At 74.6% G+C, this 15,187-nt stretch carries 14 protein-coding genes; 8 read left to right on the forward strand and 6 right to left on the reverse strand.

Annotated features, from left to right (window positions below; genetic code table 11):
• Window positions 1-4: 4 nt before the first annotated feature.
• From ABT299_RS21570 to ABT299_RS21595, 6 genes are all read left to right on the forward strand, one after another.
• Window positions 5-1,039, forward strand: a complete 1,035-nt coding sequence (locus ABT299_RS21570) for an ABC transporter ATP-binding protein (RefSeq protein ID WP_387030640.1) — start codon at window positions 5-7, stop codon at window positions 1,037-1,039.
• On the forward strand, window positions 1,023-2,042 hold the full coding sequence (locus tag ABT299_RS21575; RefSeq protein ID WP_500251781.1) for an ABC transporter ATP-binding protein: 1,020 nt from the start codon (window positions 1,023-1,025) through the stop codon (window positions 2,040-2,042). The genes ABT299_RS21570 and ABT299_RS21575 overlap by 17 nt, the downstream gene beginning before the upstream one ends.
• 66 nt (window positions 2,043-2,108) lie before the next feature.
• Entirely contained in the window at window positions 2,109-2,969 is an 861-nt protein-coding gene (locus ABT299_RS21580; RefSeq protein ID WP_190856496.1) for a spermidine synthase, read from the forward strand.
• On the forward strand, window positions 2,970-3,929 hold the full coding sequence (locus ABT299_RS21585) for an RNA polymerase sigma-70 factor (RefSeq protein WP_500251782.1): 960 nt from the start codon (window positions 2,970-2,972) through the stop codon (window positions 3,927-3,929).
• A gap of 18 nt (window positions 3,930-3,947) precedes the next feature.
• Window positions 3,948-4,721: an SDR family oxidoreductase gene (locus ABT299_RS21590; RefSeq protein ID WP_387030634.1), complete on the forward strand. Its 774-nt coding sequence runs from the start codon at window positions 3,948-3,950 to the stop codon at window positions 4,719-4,721.
• Window positions 4,722-4,900: 179 nt separating this feature from the next.
• Window positions 4,901-6,904 carry an ATP-binding SpoIIE family protein phosphatase gene (locus ABT299_RS21595; protein ID WP_190856498.1) on the forward strand — a complete coding sequence of 668 codons (2,004 nt, stop codon included), beginning with the start codon at window positions 4,901-4,903 and terminating at the stop codon, window positions 6,902-6,904.
• A 17-nt stretch (window positions 6,905-6,921) separates the two neighbouring features.
• On the opposite strand, the gene ABT299_RS21600 is transcribed toward ABT299_RS21595, so the two are convergent.
• The 5 genes from ABT299_RS21600 to ABT299_RS21620 form a co-directional block, all read right to left on the reverse strand.
• A complete protein-coding gene (locus ABT299_RS21600) occupies window positions 6,922-8,097 on the reverse strand; it encodes a VldE C-terminal domain-containing protein (protein ID WP_500251783.1) in 1,176 nt (391 codons plus the stop codon).
• Between the two features lie 101 nt (window positions 8,098-8,198).
• Window positions 8,199-8,585 carry a DUF2267 domain-containing protein gene (locus tag ABT299_RS21605; protein WP_190856499.1) on the reverse strand — a complete coding sequence of 129 codons (387 nt, stop codon included), beginning with the start codon at window positions 8,583-8,585 and terminating at the stop codon, window positions 8,199-8,201.
• A gap of 101 nt (window positions 8,586-8,686) precedes the next feature.
• Entirely contained in the window at window positions 8,687-10,321 is a 1,635-nt protein-coding gene (locus ABT299_RS21610; protein WP_190856500.1) for an ATP-binding cassette domain-containing protein, read from the reverse strand.
• A gap of 200 nt (window positions 10,322-10,521) precedes the next feature.
• Complete coding sequence (locus ABT299_RS21615) at window positions 10,522-11,490, reverse strand: hypothetical protein (protein ID WP_500251784.1); 969 nt, start codon at window positions 11,488-11,490, stop codon at window positions 10,522-10,524.
• A gap of 48 nt (window positions 11,491-11,538) precedes the next feature.
• The gene (locus tag ABT299_RS21620) at window positions 11,539-12,813 is read right to left on the reverse strand and encodes a cytochrome P450 (RefSeq protein ID WP_387030621.1); all 1,275 of its coding nucleotides are present in this window, start codon (window positions 12,811-12,813) and stop codon (window positions 11,539-11,541) included.
• Window positions 12,814-13,011: 198 nt separating this feature from the next.
• Here ABT299_RS21620 and ABT299_RS21625 point away from each other — a divergent pair, with 198 nt between their 5' ends.
• Window positions 13,012-13,269, forward strand: coding sequence for a hypothetical protein (locus ABT299_RS21625; protein WP_190856502.1), 258 nt, complete (start codon window positions 13,012-13,014; stop codon window positions 13,267-13,269).
• Between the two features lie 60 nt (window positions 13,270-13,329).
• Here ABT299_RS21625 and ABT299_RS21630 read toward each other — a convergent pair whose 3' ends face one another.
• On the reverse strand, window positions 13,330-14,475 hold the full coding sequence (locus tag ABT299_RS21630; protein WP_500251785.1) for an acyl-CoA dehydrogenase family protein: 1,146 nt from the start codon (window positions 14,473-14,475) through the stop codon (window positions 13,330-13,332).
• A 67-nt stretch (window positions 14,476-14,542) separates the two neighbouring features.
• On the opposite strand from ABT299_RS21630, the gene ABT299_RS21635 reads away from it, so the two are divergent.
• Window positions 14,543-15,169: a TetR-type transcription factor C-terminal domain-containing protein gene (locus ABT299_RS21635; RefSeq protein ID WP_500251786.1), complete on the forward strand. Its 627-nt coding sequence runs from the start codon at window positions 14,543-14,545 to the stop codon at window positions 15,167-15,169.
• Window positions 15,170-15,187: the final 18 nt, after the last annotated feature.

Consider the following 15,187-nt stretch of genomic DNA (forward strand, 5'->3'; position numbering starts at 1 on the left):
CACGATGACGACCGAGCTGACCGAAGACGTCCCGCGGGAACCGGCCGCGCCGCCGCCGCTGCTGGAGGTCGAGGACCTGCACGTGCTGTTCCGCGTGCGGGACCGCGACGTCCGCGCGGTGAACGGGCTGTCCTACACGCTCGGCGAGGGCGAGACCGTCGCGATCCTCGGCGAGTCCGGCTCCGGCAAGAGCGTGGCGGCGCAGGCCGTCATGGGCATCCTCGACACCCCGCCCGCGCGGATCACCGGCGGCTCGGTGCGGCTGCGCGGCGAGGAGCTGCTGGGGCTGCCCGAGCGGCGCCGCCGCGGCTACCGCGGCGACCGCATCTCGATGATCTTCCAGGACGCGCTGACCGCGCTGAACCCGGTGTTCACCGTCGGCGACCAGATCCGCGAGATGTACCGGGTGCACCGCGGCCTCGGCCGCCGGGCGGCCCGCGACAAGGCGGTCGAGCTGATGGAGCGGGTGCGGATCCCGTCCGCCGCGCAGCGGCTCGGCGACTACCCGCACCAGTTCTCCGGCGGCATGCGCCAGCGCATCATGATCGCGATGGCGCTGGCGCTGGAGCCGGACGTGCTCATCGCCGACGAGCCGACCACCGCGCTCGACGTGACCGTCCAGGCGCAGATCATGCGGCTGCTCGCCGCGCTCCAGGACGAGCTGCGGATGGGCATGGTCCTCATCACCCACGACCTCGGCGTCGTCGCCGGCGTCGCGGACCGGATCGTCGTGATGTACGCCGGGTCGGTGGCCGAGCAGGCGCCCGCCCGGGAGCTGTACGCGCGGCCCGCCCACCCCTACACGCGCGGGCTGCTCGCGTCGGTGCCGCGGCTGGACCGGCGCGGCGACGCGCTCGTCCCCATCAAGGGGTCGCCGCCGAACCCGGCCGCGCTGCCGCCCGGCTGCCCGTTCCAGCCGCGCTGCCCGCGCGCCGAGGCGCTCTGCGCCGCCGAGCGCCCGCCGCTGGTCACCGTCGCGCCCGGCCACGAGGCCGCCTGCCACTTCGCCGAGGAGGTGCACGGTGCCGGAGCCGAGTGAGAGCCCGATCCTGCAGGTCGACGGCCTGGTCAAGCACTACCCCGTCACCCGCGGCGTGGTGGTCAAGCGCACCGTGGGCCACGTCCGGGCGGTGGACGGCGTCGACCTGGAGCTGCGGCGCGGCGAGACGCTCGGCGTCGTCGGCGAGTCCGGCTGCGGGAAGTCGACGCTCGCGAAGCTGCTGCTGGCCGCCGAGCGCCCGACCGCCGGGACCGTCCGGTTCGACGGGCGGGACGTCTTCGCGCTGCCGCGCGGGGAGCTGCGCGCGCTCCGCCGCCGCATCCAGATGGTCCTGCAGGACCCGTACTCCTCGCTGAACCCGCGGATGACCGTCGGCGACATCGTGGGGGAGCCGTTCGCGATCCACCCGGACGCGGCGCCCAAGGGGGAGCGGCGCGCCCGCGTCCAGGAGCTGCTGGAGCTGGTCGGCCTCGACCCCGACCACCTCAACCGGTACCCGCACCAGTTCTCCGGCGGGCAGCGGCAGCGCGTCGGCATCGCCCGCGCCCTCGCCCTGCGCCCCGACGTCATCGTCTGCGACGAGCCGGTGTCCGCGCTGGACGTGTCCGTCCAGGCGCAGGTCATGAACCTGCTCGGCGAGCTGCAGCGCGAGCTCGGGCTGGCGTACGTGTTCATCGCGCACGACCTCGCCGCGGTCCGGCACATCTCCGACCGGATCGCGGTCATGTACCTCGGCAAGGTCGTCGAGACCGGCGACGAGGAGCAGATCTACGAGCACCCCACCCACCCGTACACGCAGGCGCTGCTGTCGGCCGTCCCGGTGCCCGACCCGGACGCGCCCGGCTGGGCGGGGCAGATCCAGCTGGAGGGCGAGCCGCCGTCGCCGCTGGACCCGCCGTCCGGCTGCCGGTTCCGCACCCGCTGCTGGAAGGCCCGCGACGTCTGCGCGCAGGACGTCCCCGAGCTGGTGGAGCGCGACGGGTCCGCGCACCCGAGCGCCTGCCACTTCGCCGAGGAGCAGGCGCTCACCGAGCAGGCCTGACGCCGCCCGGCCGCGCGGTCCCGACACCGGTCGGGACCGCCCGGGACGGTTCCGTAGGGTGGAGGCATGGCGCGCAAGGGCAGGCACGGTCCGCGGCCGGACACGTTCACGATCGCGGGCGGCGAGGCCGAGTTGCTGCGCGACGCCGACCGCGACGGCGGCTGGATGCTGCTCGTCGGCGGCGTCCCGCAGTCCTACGTGGACCTGTCCGACCCCACCTACCTCGACTTCGAGTACATGCGGCTGATGGGCGACGTCGTCGACGCGCTCGGGCTGGAGGACGAGGCGTTCGACGCGGTGCACATCGGCGGCGCCGGGTGCACGCTGCCCCGCTACATCGCCGCGACCCGGCCGGGGTCGCGGCAGATCGTCCTGGAACCGGACGCCGAGCTGGTGCGGGTCGTGCGCGAGCGGCTGCCGGTGAAGGGCGTGCCGGGGCTGCGGATCCGCGTCACCGACGGGCGCAGCGGCATCGCCGCGCTCGCCGACGAGGCCGACGACCTGGTCGTGATGGACGCCTTCGCCGAGGCGTCGATGCCGGTGGAGCTGGCGACCCGCGAGTTCGTGCTGGACGCGGCGCGGGTGCTGCGGCCGCGCGGGGTCTACCTGGCGAACGTCGCCGACGGGTTCCGGCTGCCGTTCGCGCGGCGCGTCGCCGCGACCGTCCGGTCGGTGTTCCCGCACGCGCTGCTGATGGGCGACCCGGGCGTGCTGCGCGGCCGCCGGTTCGGCAACCTGATCATCGCCGCGTCGCGCGCGCCGCTGCCGGTCGCCGAGCTGACCCGGCGCGCGGCCGGCGGCGCCGCGCGGGCCCGGATGGTGGCGGGCGACGACCTCGCCGCTTTCTGCGCCGGCGCGGCGCCGCTGCACGACGGCGAGGAGATCGTCGCGCCCACCCCGCCGCCCCAGGTCTTCGGGAGGTCGTGAATGGAGGCCGGCGCCGCCGATCTCATGGACGAGGCGGGCCTCGCGGCGTTCGAGGAGCTGCGCCCCCGGCTGACGGGCCTGGCGTACCGGATGCTCGGCGAGGTGCAGGAGGCCGAGGACGCCGTGCAGGACGCCTACCTGCGCTGGAGCGGGACGGACCGGGCCTCCGTCGAGGAGCCCCGCGCCTGGCTGATCAAGGTCGTCACCAACCTGTGCCTCAACCGGCTCGCCTCGGCGCGGGCGCGCCGCGAGACCTACGCCGGGCCGTGGCTGCCCGAGCCGGTGCCCGCCGGCGCCGGCGGGCTCGGCGCGCGGGTGCTCGGACCGCTGGAGACCGTCGAGCAGCGCGACACGGTGTCGCTGGCGCTGCTCGCGCTGATGGAGTCGCTCACCCCGGCCGAGCGCGCGGTGTTCGTGCTGCGCGAGGCGTTCGGGTACCGGCACCGCGACATCGCCGGGGTGCTGAACGTGACCGAGACCGCGAGCCGCCAGCTGCACCGGCGCGCCCGGCAGCGCGTCGCGTCCGCCGAGCGGCGGTTCGCCCCGGCGGGCGAGCGGTGGCGGCGGCTCGTCGAGCGGTTCCTGGACGCGGCGATCCGCGGCGACCTGGCCGGGCTGGAGGCGGTCCTGGCCGAGGACGTCGTCGCCTGGTCCGACGGCGGCGGCAAGGTCTCCGCGGCCCGCAACGCCGTCACCGGGCGGGCCCGGGTGGCGCGCTTCTTCGCCGGGGTCGCCCGCCGCGCGGTGGACCTGCCCGGGGCGTCGCTCGAACCGTCGATCGAGGAGATCAACGGCGTCCCGGCCCTGGCCGTCCGGGTGGACGGGGAGCTCACCATGATCGCCGTGCTGGAGGCGTCCGGCGACCGGGTCACCGCCGTGCACGCCGTGCTCAATCCGGACAAGCTCGCATTCGCGGCCCGCGCGCTGTCACGCTCTGGGAGACTGCCCGGTCCCTCTTAGTGGACGAAGGAGGAGCCAATGATCATCGTGACCGGGGCGAGCGGGACGCTGGGCGCGCCCCTGACCCGCAGGCTCGCGGCGGCCGACGCCGCCGACGTGCGCGCGCTGAGCCGGCGCTCCAGGACGTCGGAGAACGGCGTGACCTGGCATCGGGCGGACCTCAAGACCGGCGACGGGCTCGGCGCGGCCCTCGACGGCGCCGACACCATCGTGCACTGCGCCAGCGACTGGCGGCACTACAAGGACGACCTGACCGCCGCCCGGAACCTCGTCGACGCGGCGTGGAAGCAGGGCGCGCCGCACCTGGTCTACATCTCGATCGTCGGCGTCGACAAGATCCCGTACCCGTACTACCGGATCAAGCACGAGGTGGAACGGCTCATCGAGGACTCGGGGCTGCCCTACACCATCCTGCGCGCCACCCAGTTCCACACGCTTCCCGCGATGGTGCTGGACGCCCTCACCAAGGTCCCCGGGCTCATGCCGCTGCCGTCCGGGCTGCGGATCCAGCCGGTGGACGCCGACGAGGTCGCCGAGCGGCTGGCCGACCTGGCGCTCGCGCCGGGACCCGCCCGGCGCGTCGACGACATGGGCGGCCCCGAGGTGCTCGCGCTCGAGGACATGGCCCGCGCCTATCTGCAGGCGCGCGGCAGGCGCGGTCTGCGGCTGCCGTTCCCGCTGTTCGGCAAGGCGGCGCGCGGCTTCAAGGAGGGCCACCACCTCGCCCCGGACCGCAAGACCGGAAAGCGGACCTGGCAGGAGTACCTCGACGAGCGGTGGCCGCGCCGCTGACCGGCGCCTCCGGCCGCCGGTCCGGAACCGGAGGGCGGCCGCCCCGGGCGGGCCGCTCGCCGTCCGCCCGCGGAGCCCGTTCGCGTTCCGCGGGCGGCGGCCCGCCCTAACGGAATTCCGGACCGGTCTCCCGCGCCGTATCGGCCTCATCCGGCGGCGCCATGTCCCATAATCGAGCGATGGAGTCGTCCACCCGAATTCTCATTCTCGGCACGGATTCCTCGGGGAGAATACTCCAGTCCGAGCGGAACGCCGCCGCCGTTCTCGCCGCGAATCCGGACGGCCTCCTGGGCGCCTCCCTCGACGAGGTGATCCCCGGCGCGCGCGAGCCGCTGCTGGAGGCGGTGAGGCACGGGCGGGAGCGCACCGCGATGCTGGCGGTCGAGACCGCCGACGGCGCCACCCTCGACGCGGTGGTCACCGTCCACCCGATGTACGGCGCCGAGCCGGGCGGCCTCGCCGCGCTGGCGGTGGTCCGGGTCCCGGTGCCGCTCGCCGACCGGTTCGTCGACCCCGCCGTCATCCGCCGGGCGCTGCTGGACGACGGGCTTCCCCGCATCGGCTCCACGCTCGACCTGGAACTGCTGGCGCGCGGGCTGATGGACGTCCTCGTCCCGCATTTCTGCAATTCCGGCGCGCTGATGCTGCTGGAGAGCCATCTGGACGCCGAGGAGGCTCCCGCTGGCCCGTCCGGGCCGCCGCTGCGCCGGATGGCGATCGCGTTCGACGACGGCGACCCCGCCTGGGACGCGGCGTTCCCGACCGGCGAGTCCGTCGTCTACCCGGCGGGCACCCCGTACGCGCGGTGCCTGGAGGCGGGCGAGCCGGAGCTGACCGCGCTCGGCGGCGAGGGCGCGGCGCGGCTCGCCGAGGTCTGGCAGCGCGCGCCGGTCGCGGACCTGCTCAAGGGCTCGTCGATGCTGCTGCTGCCGATCATGTCGGCGGCGGGGGTGCTCGGCTTCTTCGTGTGCGTCCGCAACGTCGCGCACCGGCCGTTCGACCGCTACGACATCGAGATCGGGATGGAGTTCGCCGCCCGCGCGTCCAGCCACGTGGAGAGCGCCCGGCAGTACTCGCTGGAGCGGGCGACCGCGCTGACCCTGCAGCGCAGCCTGCTGCCGACCGGGCTGTCGGCGCCGTCCCCGATCGAGGTGCACCACCGGTACCTGCCCGGCAGCCGGCTCATCGAGGTCGGCGGCGACTGGTACGAGTCGATCGCGCTGCCGGGCGCGCGGGTCGCGCTCGTCGTCGGCGACGTCGCCGGGCACGGGGTGAAGGCGGCCGTCACGATGGGCCGGCTGCGCACCTCGATCCAGACCCTCGCCGAGCTGGAGCTGCCGCCCGCCGAGGCGCTGGAGCGGCTGGACTCGCTGATGCGGACCCTCGGCGACCGCGAACCGCACTTCGCGACCTGCGCCTACGTGGTGTACGACGCGGTCAGCGGCCGCTGCGAGGTCGCCAGTGCCGGGCACCTGCCGCCGCTGCTGGCGCCGCCCGGCGCCGCGTCCCACTTCCTCGCGGTGCCGCCCGCGCCGCCGCTCGGCGTCGGCGGAGACGGCCCGATCGTCAGCCGCGAGTTCACCGTCGAGGACGGCACGCTGCTGTTCCTGTACACCGACGGGCTCGTGGAGAACCGGGCCCGCGACATCGACGACGGCCTCGCCCGGCTGCAGCGCACCTTCGGGCCCGGCGCGGCGTCCCGGCCGCTCCGGGACCTGTGCCAGGACGCGCTCGACGGCGTCTACGACGACCAGCACCGCGACGACATCGCGATGCTGGTCGCGCGGCTGTGCCGGATCCCCGAGGACCACCACGCCACCTGGGAGCTGCCCGCCGAGCCGGCCGCCGTGCGGCGGGCCCGCGGCCTGGTCCGCGACCGCCTCTCCGGCTGGGGCCTGGACGAGCTGGCCGACTCCACCGTCCTGATGGTGTCCGAGCTGGTCACCAACGCGATCCGGCACGCCGGCGGCCGCGTCGGCCTGCGGCTGGTCCGCGAGGGCGGGCTCGTGTGCGAGGTGTTCGATTCCGCCGACGGCCGCCCCCGCGTCCGGCCCCAGGACGACGAGGGCGACATGCCGGAGTCGGGCCGGGGGCTGCACGTCGTCGGGCGGCTCGCGCAGCGCTGGGGCGTCCGCCGCACCGCCGACGGGAAATCCGTCTGGTGCGAGCAGGAACTGCCCTGACCGCCGGTTCTCGGCCGCTATCGCAGTACCGAGATGTGCACGTGGTCGTAGTGGTTCTGGGTGATTCCGCCCCGGTCCGCCATCGGGCGCCATCCGCCGCCCCGCACATTCCAGATGTGCTGTTTCCAGATGACGTAGGAAATGCCGAGCCGCCGCGCGTTCGCGACCGCGTACGCCGCGACCTCGTCGCCGTGCCGCTGCGCCGACGCGCTCGGCATCCGGCCGCCCGTGCTCTCCATGAAGTCGCAGGCGCGGCCGTCGCCGTGGTCCTGCGGGTCGCCGGTGGAGCGGTAGCAGCCGATCGTCGGGAACGGCCCGAACATCCCGTTCACCTCCAGCAGCACGCCGCGCATCGCCGGCGTCATCAGGTCGCCGGTGATCGGGGTGCGGGCGGCCGGCGCCCCGTCCGGGCGGCCCGTCATCCGCGGGGCGCTCTTCGGCGTCGTGTTCCGGCCGCGTGACGGCGGCGTGTTCAGCTCGGCGATCCGCGTTCCGCGCGGCAGGATCCGCTTCAGCCGCCCGCTCAGCTTGCGGATGTCGGCCTTGGGCGCGCTGAGCAGCAGCGCGTTGCCGTCGGGCATGCCGAGCGCGTGGGCCTGCGCGTGCGAGACGACGGCGTCGACGCTGCCGATGCCGAGCGACGCGTACGCGCCGACCCGCACCCGGCCCGGGTGCGCGCTGCTGCCCGCCGGCACGACGGTGCCGAGCGGGAACGCGCCGTCCTGCCCGAGGGCGAACGACAGGGCGAGCCCGCCGGACGCCACCGTCCGCCAGAGCTGGTCGGACGCGGCGGTCGCCTCGGGCGCGAACGCCCGGAACGACGACGGGTCCACGCCGAGCAGCCCGACGCGGTGCCCGCCGACCTGCGCGCGGGCCGCGTCCACGACGGTCATCCCGGCGACCCCCTTGAGCCGCCGGGCGCGCGCGACGGCCGTTTCCGGCAGCGGTGCGGACCCGGCGACCAGGAGGTGCGGGGTGTAGCGGCGGGTCAGCGGCGCGACGGCCGGGACCGCCGGCGCGCCGGCCTTGGCGACCGACACCAGGTCGCGGGGCGGCCGCTCATGCCCGCCGCCGTCGGCCCGGCCCGTCGCGAGCACCCAGGCGTCCGCGCCGAGGGTCAGCACCACCGCCGCCGCGACGATCGCGGGCAGCGTCCTGCCGCGCCCGCGCGGCGTTCCGCCCTGCCCGCGCATCGAGCCGCCCCCGTCCCCTCGGTCCCTCGCGGCATCGTAGAGGACGGGGAGCGGCCGGTGCCGGGCGGCGGGCGGTCGGTGCCGCCCGCCGGCGCCGCCGGTCAGTGCTGGACGGGCTGCGTGCCGAGCAGGTCGTCGTAGTCGTCCGGGAGCTGCGCCATGATGTGCTCGAACAGCCCCGGCTCGACCGACGCCTTGACGGCGGCCACCACCGCCCGCGCGTGCTGGCGGGCCTGCGGCGGCCGGGTGCCCTCGTTGTCGGCGACCCGCTCGTAGAACTCCTCCAGCCCGAAGCGCAGCCCGGGGCCCTCCTCCGGCAGCGCCTCGGCCAGCGCGGGCGGAAGCTGCGCGGCCAGGTCGCGGCTCTGGCCGCCGGCCAGCCGCTCGCCGAGGACCGCGAGCGTGGCGTCGATGGCGCGCTCGGCGTGGTCGGTGGTGTCGATGCGCCCGGTCTCGCGGACGGCCGACACCATTTCGTGCTCCTTCATGATCCCCCCGAAGGTCGGCTCAGACGGTCACGGCCATGCGGAACCCGATACCCGCCGGTCGGAGAAGGCATTCATCCCGGACGACCCGCTCCGGGACGGGGTCAGGCGGGCGCCGCGGCCTCCAGCAGCCGGCCGTCGGCGAGCCGCAGCCAGCGGTTCACCCCGATGTCGGCCAGGAACCGCTCGTCGTGGCTCACCACCACGAACGCGCCCTGGTAGGCGTTGAGCGCGCCGACGAGCCAGGCGGAGCTCGCCAGATCGAGGTTGTTCGTCGGCTCGTCCAAGAGCAGCAGCTGCGGCGCCGGCTCGGCGCACAGCACGCACGCGAGCGTGGCGCGCAGCCGCTCCCCGCCGGACAGCGCGCCGACCCGCAGGTGCGCGCGGGCGCCGCGGAACAGGAACCGGGCGAGCAGGTTCATCCGCTCGGCCTCCGGCACGCCCGGCGCGAACGCGGCGAGGTTCTCCGCCACCGTGCGGTCGAGGTCGAGCAGGTCGAGGCGCTGCGACAGGTACGCGACGCGCCCGTCAGCCCGCCGCGCCGTCCCGTCGCCCTCGGGGGAGAGGTCGCCGCCGATCAGCCGGAGCAGGGTCGACTTGCCGGTGCCGTTCGCGCCGATCAGCGCGACCCGCTCGGGGCCGCGGATCTCCAGGCTCGCGCCGGGCCCGGCGAAGACGTCCCGGTCCCCGTAGCGGACCCGCATGCGCTCGCCGAGGAACACCGTCCGCCCGGCGGGGACGGCGGTGGCGGGCAGCTCCAGGCTGATCGCCTGCTCGTCGCGCAGGGCGCGCTCGGCCTCCTGGAGCCGGGCGCGGGCGTCGCCGAGCCGCGCGGCGTGCGCCCCGTCGGCCCTGCCGGCCGACTCCTGGGCGCGCCGCTTGCGCGCACCGGCGAGGATCTTGGGCAGGCCCGCGTCCTTGAGGTTGCGCGCGGCGTTGCTCTGCCGGCGCGCCGCCCGCTCCCGGGCCTGCTGCATCTCGCGCTTCTCCCGCTTCACCTCCTGCTCGGCGCTGCGGACGTCCTTCTCCGCGGCCTCCTGCTCGATCCGCAGCGCCTCCTCGTAGGCGGTGAAGTTCCCGCCGTAGAAGCGCATCTCGCCGCGCTCCAGCTCGGCGATGCGGTCCATCCGGTCGAGCAGCGCCCGGTCGTGGCTCACCACGAGGAGGCACCCGTTCCAGTCCTCCAGGACGCCGTACAGCCGGTGCCGCGCGTCGATGTCGAGGTTGTTGGTCGGCTCGTCGAGCAGCAGCACGTCCGGCCGCTTCAGCAGCTGCGCGGCCAGGCCGAGCGAGACGACCTGGCCGCCGCTGAGCGTGTCCAGCCGGCGGTCCAGGGCGACGTCGCCGAGGCCCAGCCGGTCGAGCTGGGCGCGGGTGCGCTCCTCGATGTCCCAGTCGTCGCCGATCACGGCGAAGTGCTCCTCGGCGGCGTCGCCGGACTCGATGGCGTCCAGCGCGCGGATCACCGGGGCGACGCCGAGGACGTCCGCCACGGTCAGGTCGCCGTCCAGCGGGAGCGTCTGCGGCAGGTGGCCGAGCACGCCCTCGACCGAGACGGTCCCGGCGGCCGGGCGGAGCTCCCCGGCGATCAGTTTCAGCAGCGTGCTCTTGCCGGCGCCGTTCGGCGCGACGAGGCCGGTGCGGCCGGCGCCGACGGTGAACGACAGGTCCTGGAAAACCGGGACGTCGCCGGGCCAGGAGAAGGACAGGGCGGAGCAGACGATGCGGGCATCGGACACGTGAGGGACCTCATGGGATGCGGCGGGCGTACCGGAGCCGCCCGGCAGGGGCAGGGATGAGAAGCGACGACGGGACGGCCACATCGGCGGCGCTCGTCCGCGCGCACCGGTGGCCGATCACTTCCGGGATCACCCGGAGATGTCGTCGTCACCTGCCACTGCTGATCTCCCTCTGCGGATCACTCGTCCGGACCATTTTATCAGCGCGCGGCGCCCACCTGACCCAGCAGCGCCGCGGTGGCGTCCTCCGCGAGGGCGCCGGGCAGGTCGGAGCCCATCCGGTCGGCGGCCGCCGCGCGCAGCCGGACGGCGGCCGCGGCGCTCGCGGTGGCGGTCGCGGTGGCGAGCACGATGGGCGGCCCGCTGCGGATGCCGTCGCGGCGCGCCATGGCCCGGGCCGCGACGGCCGCAAGCGCCACGCGGGGCGCCAGGCCCTGGGGCGAGGTCCGCGGCGGGGCGGACGGGAGCTTGTCGAGCCCCATCTCGGCCACCGTGAACAGACCGTTCAGCACCTTGACGGCGGGATGGGAGAGCCGTCCGGACAGCCCCGGGTAGTAGCGGCGCGAGCGCAGCGCCAGCGCGCTCAGCCCGGCGGAGCTGCGGCAGCCGGTGGCCGCGCCGAGCGCCGCGGCCCGCATCAGGGCGCCGCGGGAAGGGCGGTCGGGCGCCGGCTGCCGGAGGGCCTTGCGCTCCTCGTCGGCGCGGAACATCGCGCGGAGCGCGGAATGCGTCGTGATCCCGTACACGAGGTGCGGGATCGCGTCGGACACCCAGTCCGTCCTGGTCCAGGTGCGCGGATCGGAGATCCCCAGCCGGGCGATCGGCAGGTCGGAGGCCGCCATCGCCGCCGCCCCCAGCAGCGGCCCGCCGATGACGGCGGGCAGCCGGAGCCCGGCGGCGCGCAGCGCTCCGGCCAGCGCGCCCACCGCCATCCCGGTGCACGTGCCGCTGAGCGCGCCGAGGCCGTCCAGCCGGTTCGCCCGCTCCAGCTCGCCGCCGGGCAGGCGCACTCCGGCGCGGTCGGTCAGCGCGCCCGCGACGGCGGCCGGCGTCCCGCTCGCCGGGCGGCCCCGTATCGCCATGTCCGCTTCGGTCGTCGCGTTGAGCGCGGTCGTCCCCGCGGCGCCGGCCGCCATGCCGCGCAGGACGCCCTTCAGTAGTGAGGTCACGCCCCGGCACTACCCGCGCTGTTCGCGATTACCCGCGCGCCCGCGCGCTCAGCGGAGATGTACCGGCAGCGAGTTGACGCCGTAGACGATCGACAGCTTGCGGTAGCTCAGCTTGTCCGGCTCCACCGCGAGCCGCAGGTCCGGGAACCGGCGGACGAGCGCGGGGTAGGCGGCGCGCAGCTCCATCTTGGCCAGCTCCGCCCCGATGCAGCGGTGCGCGCCCCAGCCGAACGCCAGGTGCGGCGGGGTCTTGCGGCCGGCGTCGAAACCGTCCATCTCGGAGCCGAGCGCCGGGTCGCGGTTCGCCGCCGACAGCGAGATCAACACCACGTCGCCCTCCGCGATCCGCACCCCGTCGACCTCGGTGTCCTTGCGGGCGAACCGCGGGAACGCCAGCTGCACCACCGTCAGGTACCGCAGCAGCTCGTCCACGAACGGGACGATCGCCTCGTCGTCGTCGTGCACCCGCTGGAACTGCTCCCGGTCGCGCAGCAGCACGATCGAGCCGAGCGCGAGCATGCTCGCCGTCGTCTCCAGGCCGCCGGTGAGCACGCCGTCGGAGAGCCCGGCGATCTCCAGGTCGTCGAGCTCGTCGCCGTGCTCGCGGATCAGCATGCCGATCAGGCCGGGGCCCGGCTCGACCCGCTGCCGGCGGACGACCTCGAGCAGGTAGTCCATCGACTCGGAGATCGCGCCGACCGACGCGCTCGCCCCGCCGAACAGGTCGAACCGGGCGCTGCTCAGCCGCTGGAAGTCGCTGCGGTCGCGGTGGGAGACGCCGAGCAGCTCGCAGATCGTCAGCAGCGGGACGGGCAGCGCGAACGACTCCATCAGGTCGACGGGGCCCGTCATGTCCGCCATCGCGTCGAGCCGCTCCTCGACGATCGTGTGGATCAGCGGCGTGAGGCGGCTCAGCCGGCGCATGGTGAACTCCGGCGTCAGCAGCTTGCGCCGCCGGGTGTGCACGGGCGGGTCGGAGAACCCCAGCCCGCCGGGCGTGAACCCGGCCGGGACGTCCACCTTGCCGACGAGGTTGGACAGGTCGTTGCTGAACGAGTCCGCGTCCGCGAGGACGGCCTTGGCCTCCTCGTAGCCGGTCACCAGCCAGACGCCGAAACCGAACGGGAGCGGCAGCTTGCTGATGCGCCGCGCCTCGCGCATCGCGGTGAGGTCGCTCACCGGGTCCAGACCGTCGCGGCGCAACGGCGCCAGCGTGGAGTTGGGCAGGAACCGGATCGACTCGAGATTGAAGCCGGCACGCTGCTTCCTGGCGATGTATCCCCGTACAAGCCACTTGGCCGCGCGTGCCCCGACATTCGCCATGATCGCAGGTTATTGATCAGAAGCGCACATCGCACCTCCGTGCAGGATCTAAAACATCACATCTTTGAGACGGCGGCCACCGAATCTCGCTTTGTGTCCGCTTCATCCCGCTCTGCGACTGATGGGGTGTTGCGGTCGAATGGCTCCGGGACGGGGCGGGTAGGACGGTGACCGCAGGCCGGAGACAGGGGGGATGTCATGGCCGGCAAGAAGATGGAAGGGAACGTGGAGCAGCGCAGGAAGGCCGCCCGCGAGGCCAGGGAGCAGGGGAAGGCCCCGAGCGCCCGGAACGTCACCACCGGCGCGTCCAAGCAGCGGCACTCGGCGCCGAAGCACCAGCCGCACCACCACGCCGAGCGGCTCGACCGCATCCACCGGGGCAAGCAGCAGGACATCTCGCCCGACCCGAAGCCGGGCTACGGCGAGCCGGCGTCCAAGAGGCGCCGCCAGGGCTGAGGCCGCACCCGGGCGCGCCCGGCCGCGGCCGGTGCTTGCGGCCGGCCGCGGCGGCGCGGGTCAGAGCCCGGCGTCGCGGCCGATGATCTCCTTCATGATCTCGTTGGAGCCGGCCCAGATGCGGGTGACGCGGGCGTCCATCCAGGCGCGGGCCACGCGGTACTCGCGCATGTAGCCGTAGCCGCCGAACAGCTGGACGCAGCCGTCGATGACCTGGTTCTGCACGTCCGAGCTCCACCACTTGGCCTTGGACGCGTCCACCGCGGACAGCTCGCCCGCCACGTGCGCGGCCAGGCACTGGTCGACGAACGCCTGCGCGACGTCCAGCTTCGTGATCAGCTCGGCGACCAGGAACTTGTTGTGCTGGAACTGGCCGATCGGCTGCCCGAACGCCTTGCGCTCCTTGACGTAGGTGATCGTCTCGTCCAGGACGCCGCGGGCGTGCGCGACGTTGGCGACGGCGCAGGAGAGCCGCTCCTGCGAGAGCCGCTCCATCATGTGGATGAAGCCGCGGTTCAGCTCGCCGATCATGTGGGAGTCCGGCACCCGGACGTTCTCGAAGAACAGCTCGGACGTGTCGGCCTCCGGCTGGCCGACCTTGTCGAGCTTCGTGCCGCGGCTGAAACCGGGCGTGCCGGCCTCGACGCCGAACAGGGTGATGCCCTTCGCGCCGCGCGCGGGATCGGTCTTGGCCGCGACGATGATGAGGTCGGCGTGGCCGCCGTTGGTGATGAACGTCTTCGAGCCGTTGATCACCCACTGGCCGCCGTCGCGGACCGCGGTGGTCTTCAGCGCCGCGAGGTCGGACCCGCCGGACGGCTCGGTCATGCCGATCGCGGTGATCAGCTCGCCGGTGCAGAACCCGGGCAGCCACTTCTTCTTCGCCTCGTCGGTCGCCAGCTCCAGCAGGTATGGGGCGCAGATGTCGATGTGGATCGACACGATCGAGTTGTAGGCGACCGCCACGCGGGCGAGCTCCTCGCCGATCACGGCGTTGAAGCGGAAGTCCCCGGCGCCCTGGCCGCCGTACTCCTCGGGCACCTGCATGCCGAGGAAGCCCTGCCGGCCGGCCTCCAGCCACACCTCGCGCCTGAGCATCCGCTCATTGCGGATGTCCTCGTCCAGGGGCAGGAGCGTCCGCTCGACGAACTCCCTCACGGACTCCCTGAACAGCTCGTGGTCGGCCTCGAAGACGGTGCGCCGCATGCGGATCCTCCCGGAATGGTGCGAAGTGCGGGCCCAGTGTACTGAGCGATCGCTTAGGCTTCTGCGCATGGCTCCCGGCAGCGGCTCCGCGGACGGCGACGGCGGCATGTGGGCGGGCGTCGCGCCGGACGCGTCGCGCCGCCTGCTGCTCGCCGCGGTCGACTCCTTCGCCGAACTCGGCTACCACGGCACCTCGACGCGGCACATCGCGGCCGGCGCCGGGATGAGCGCCGGCGCCCTCTACGTGCACTACCGGACGAAGGCGGACCTGCTGTTCCAGATCGCGCTGACCGTCCACGAGTCCGTGCTCGCGGAACTGGAGAGCGCGGTCGGGGGCGTCGAAGGGCACGCCGCGCGCGTCCGGGCGCTGATGTACGCGTTCGCGCGCTGGCACGCCCGCCACCACCGCGCCGCCCGCGTCATCCAGAACGAGCTGGGCGCGCTGGACGCGGCGCACGCGCGGCGGATCGCCGCGATCCGGCGCCGCGTCCGCGCCCTGGTGCGCGAGGAGGTGCGGTCGGGCGCCGCGGCGGGCGCGTTCGACGTCGCCGACATCGAGGGCACCGCGCGCGCGATGTCGTCCCTGGCGATCGACGTCTGCCGCTGGTACCGCCCCGAGGGGCCGCGCTCGCCGGAGGAGGTCGGCGCGCTGACCGCCCACCTGGCGCTGCGGATGCTCGGCGCGCGCGGCTAGCGTGGCCTGCGCGGCCTG

The organism is Spirillospora sp. NPDC000708 (assembly GCF_040299565.1).
Classification (GTDB): domain Bacteria; phylum Actinomycetota; class Actinomycetes; order Streptosporangiales; family Streptosporangiaceae; genus Spirillospora.

Bases quoted from the DNA above. Each gene is read 5' to 3' on its own strand.
- ABT299_RS21600 (WP_500251783.1), bottom strand. From the start codon at position 8,097: ATGCGCGGGCAGGGCGGAACGCCGCGCGGGCGCGGCAGGACGCTGCCC.
- ABT299_RS21595 (WP_190856498.1), top strand. From the start codon at position 4,901: ATGGAGTCGTCCACCCGAATTCTCATTCTCGGCACGGATTCCTCGGGG.
- ABT299_RS21635 (WP_500251786.1), top strand. From the start codon at position 14,543: ATGGCTCCCGGCAGCGGCTCCGCGGACGGCGACGGCGGCATGTGGGCG.
- ABT299_RS21605 (WP_190856499.1), bottom strand. From the start codon at position 8,585: ATGAAGGAGCACGAAATGGTGTCGGCCGTCCGCGAGACCGGGCGCATC.
- ABT299_RS21570 (WP_387030640.1), top strand. From the start codon at position 5: ATGACGACCGAGCTGACCGAAGACGTCCCGCGGGAACCGGCCGCGCCG.
- ABT299_RS21625 (WP_190856502.1), top strand. From the start codon at position 13,012: ATGGCCGGCAAGAAGATGGAAGGGAACGTGGAGCAGCGCAGGAAGGCC.
- ABT299_RS21620 (WP_387030621.1), bottom strand. From the start codon at position 12,813: ATGGCGAATGTCGGGGCACGCGCGGCCAAGTGGCTTGTACGGGGATAC.
- ABT299_RS21630 (WP_500251785.1), bottom strand. From the start codon at position 14,475: ATGCGGCGCACCGTCTTCGAGGCCGACCACGAGCTGTTCAGGGAGTCC.
- ABT299_RS21585 (WP_500251782.1), top strand. From the start codon at position 2,970: ATGGAGGCCGGCGCCGCCGATCTCATGGACGAGGCGGGCCTCGCGGCG.
- ABT299_RS21580 (WP_190856496.1), top strand. From the start codon at position 2,109: ATGGCGCGCAAGGGCAGGCACGGTCCGCGGCCGGACACGTTCACGATC.
- ABT299_RS21590 (WP_387030634.1), top strand. From the start codon at position 3,948: ATGATCATCGTGACCGGGGCGAGCGGGACGCTGGGCGCGCCCCTGACC.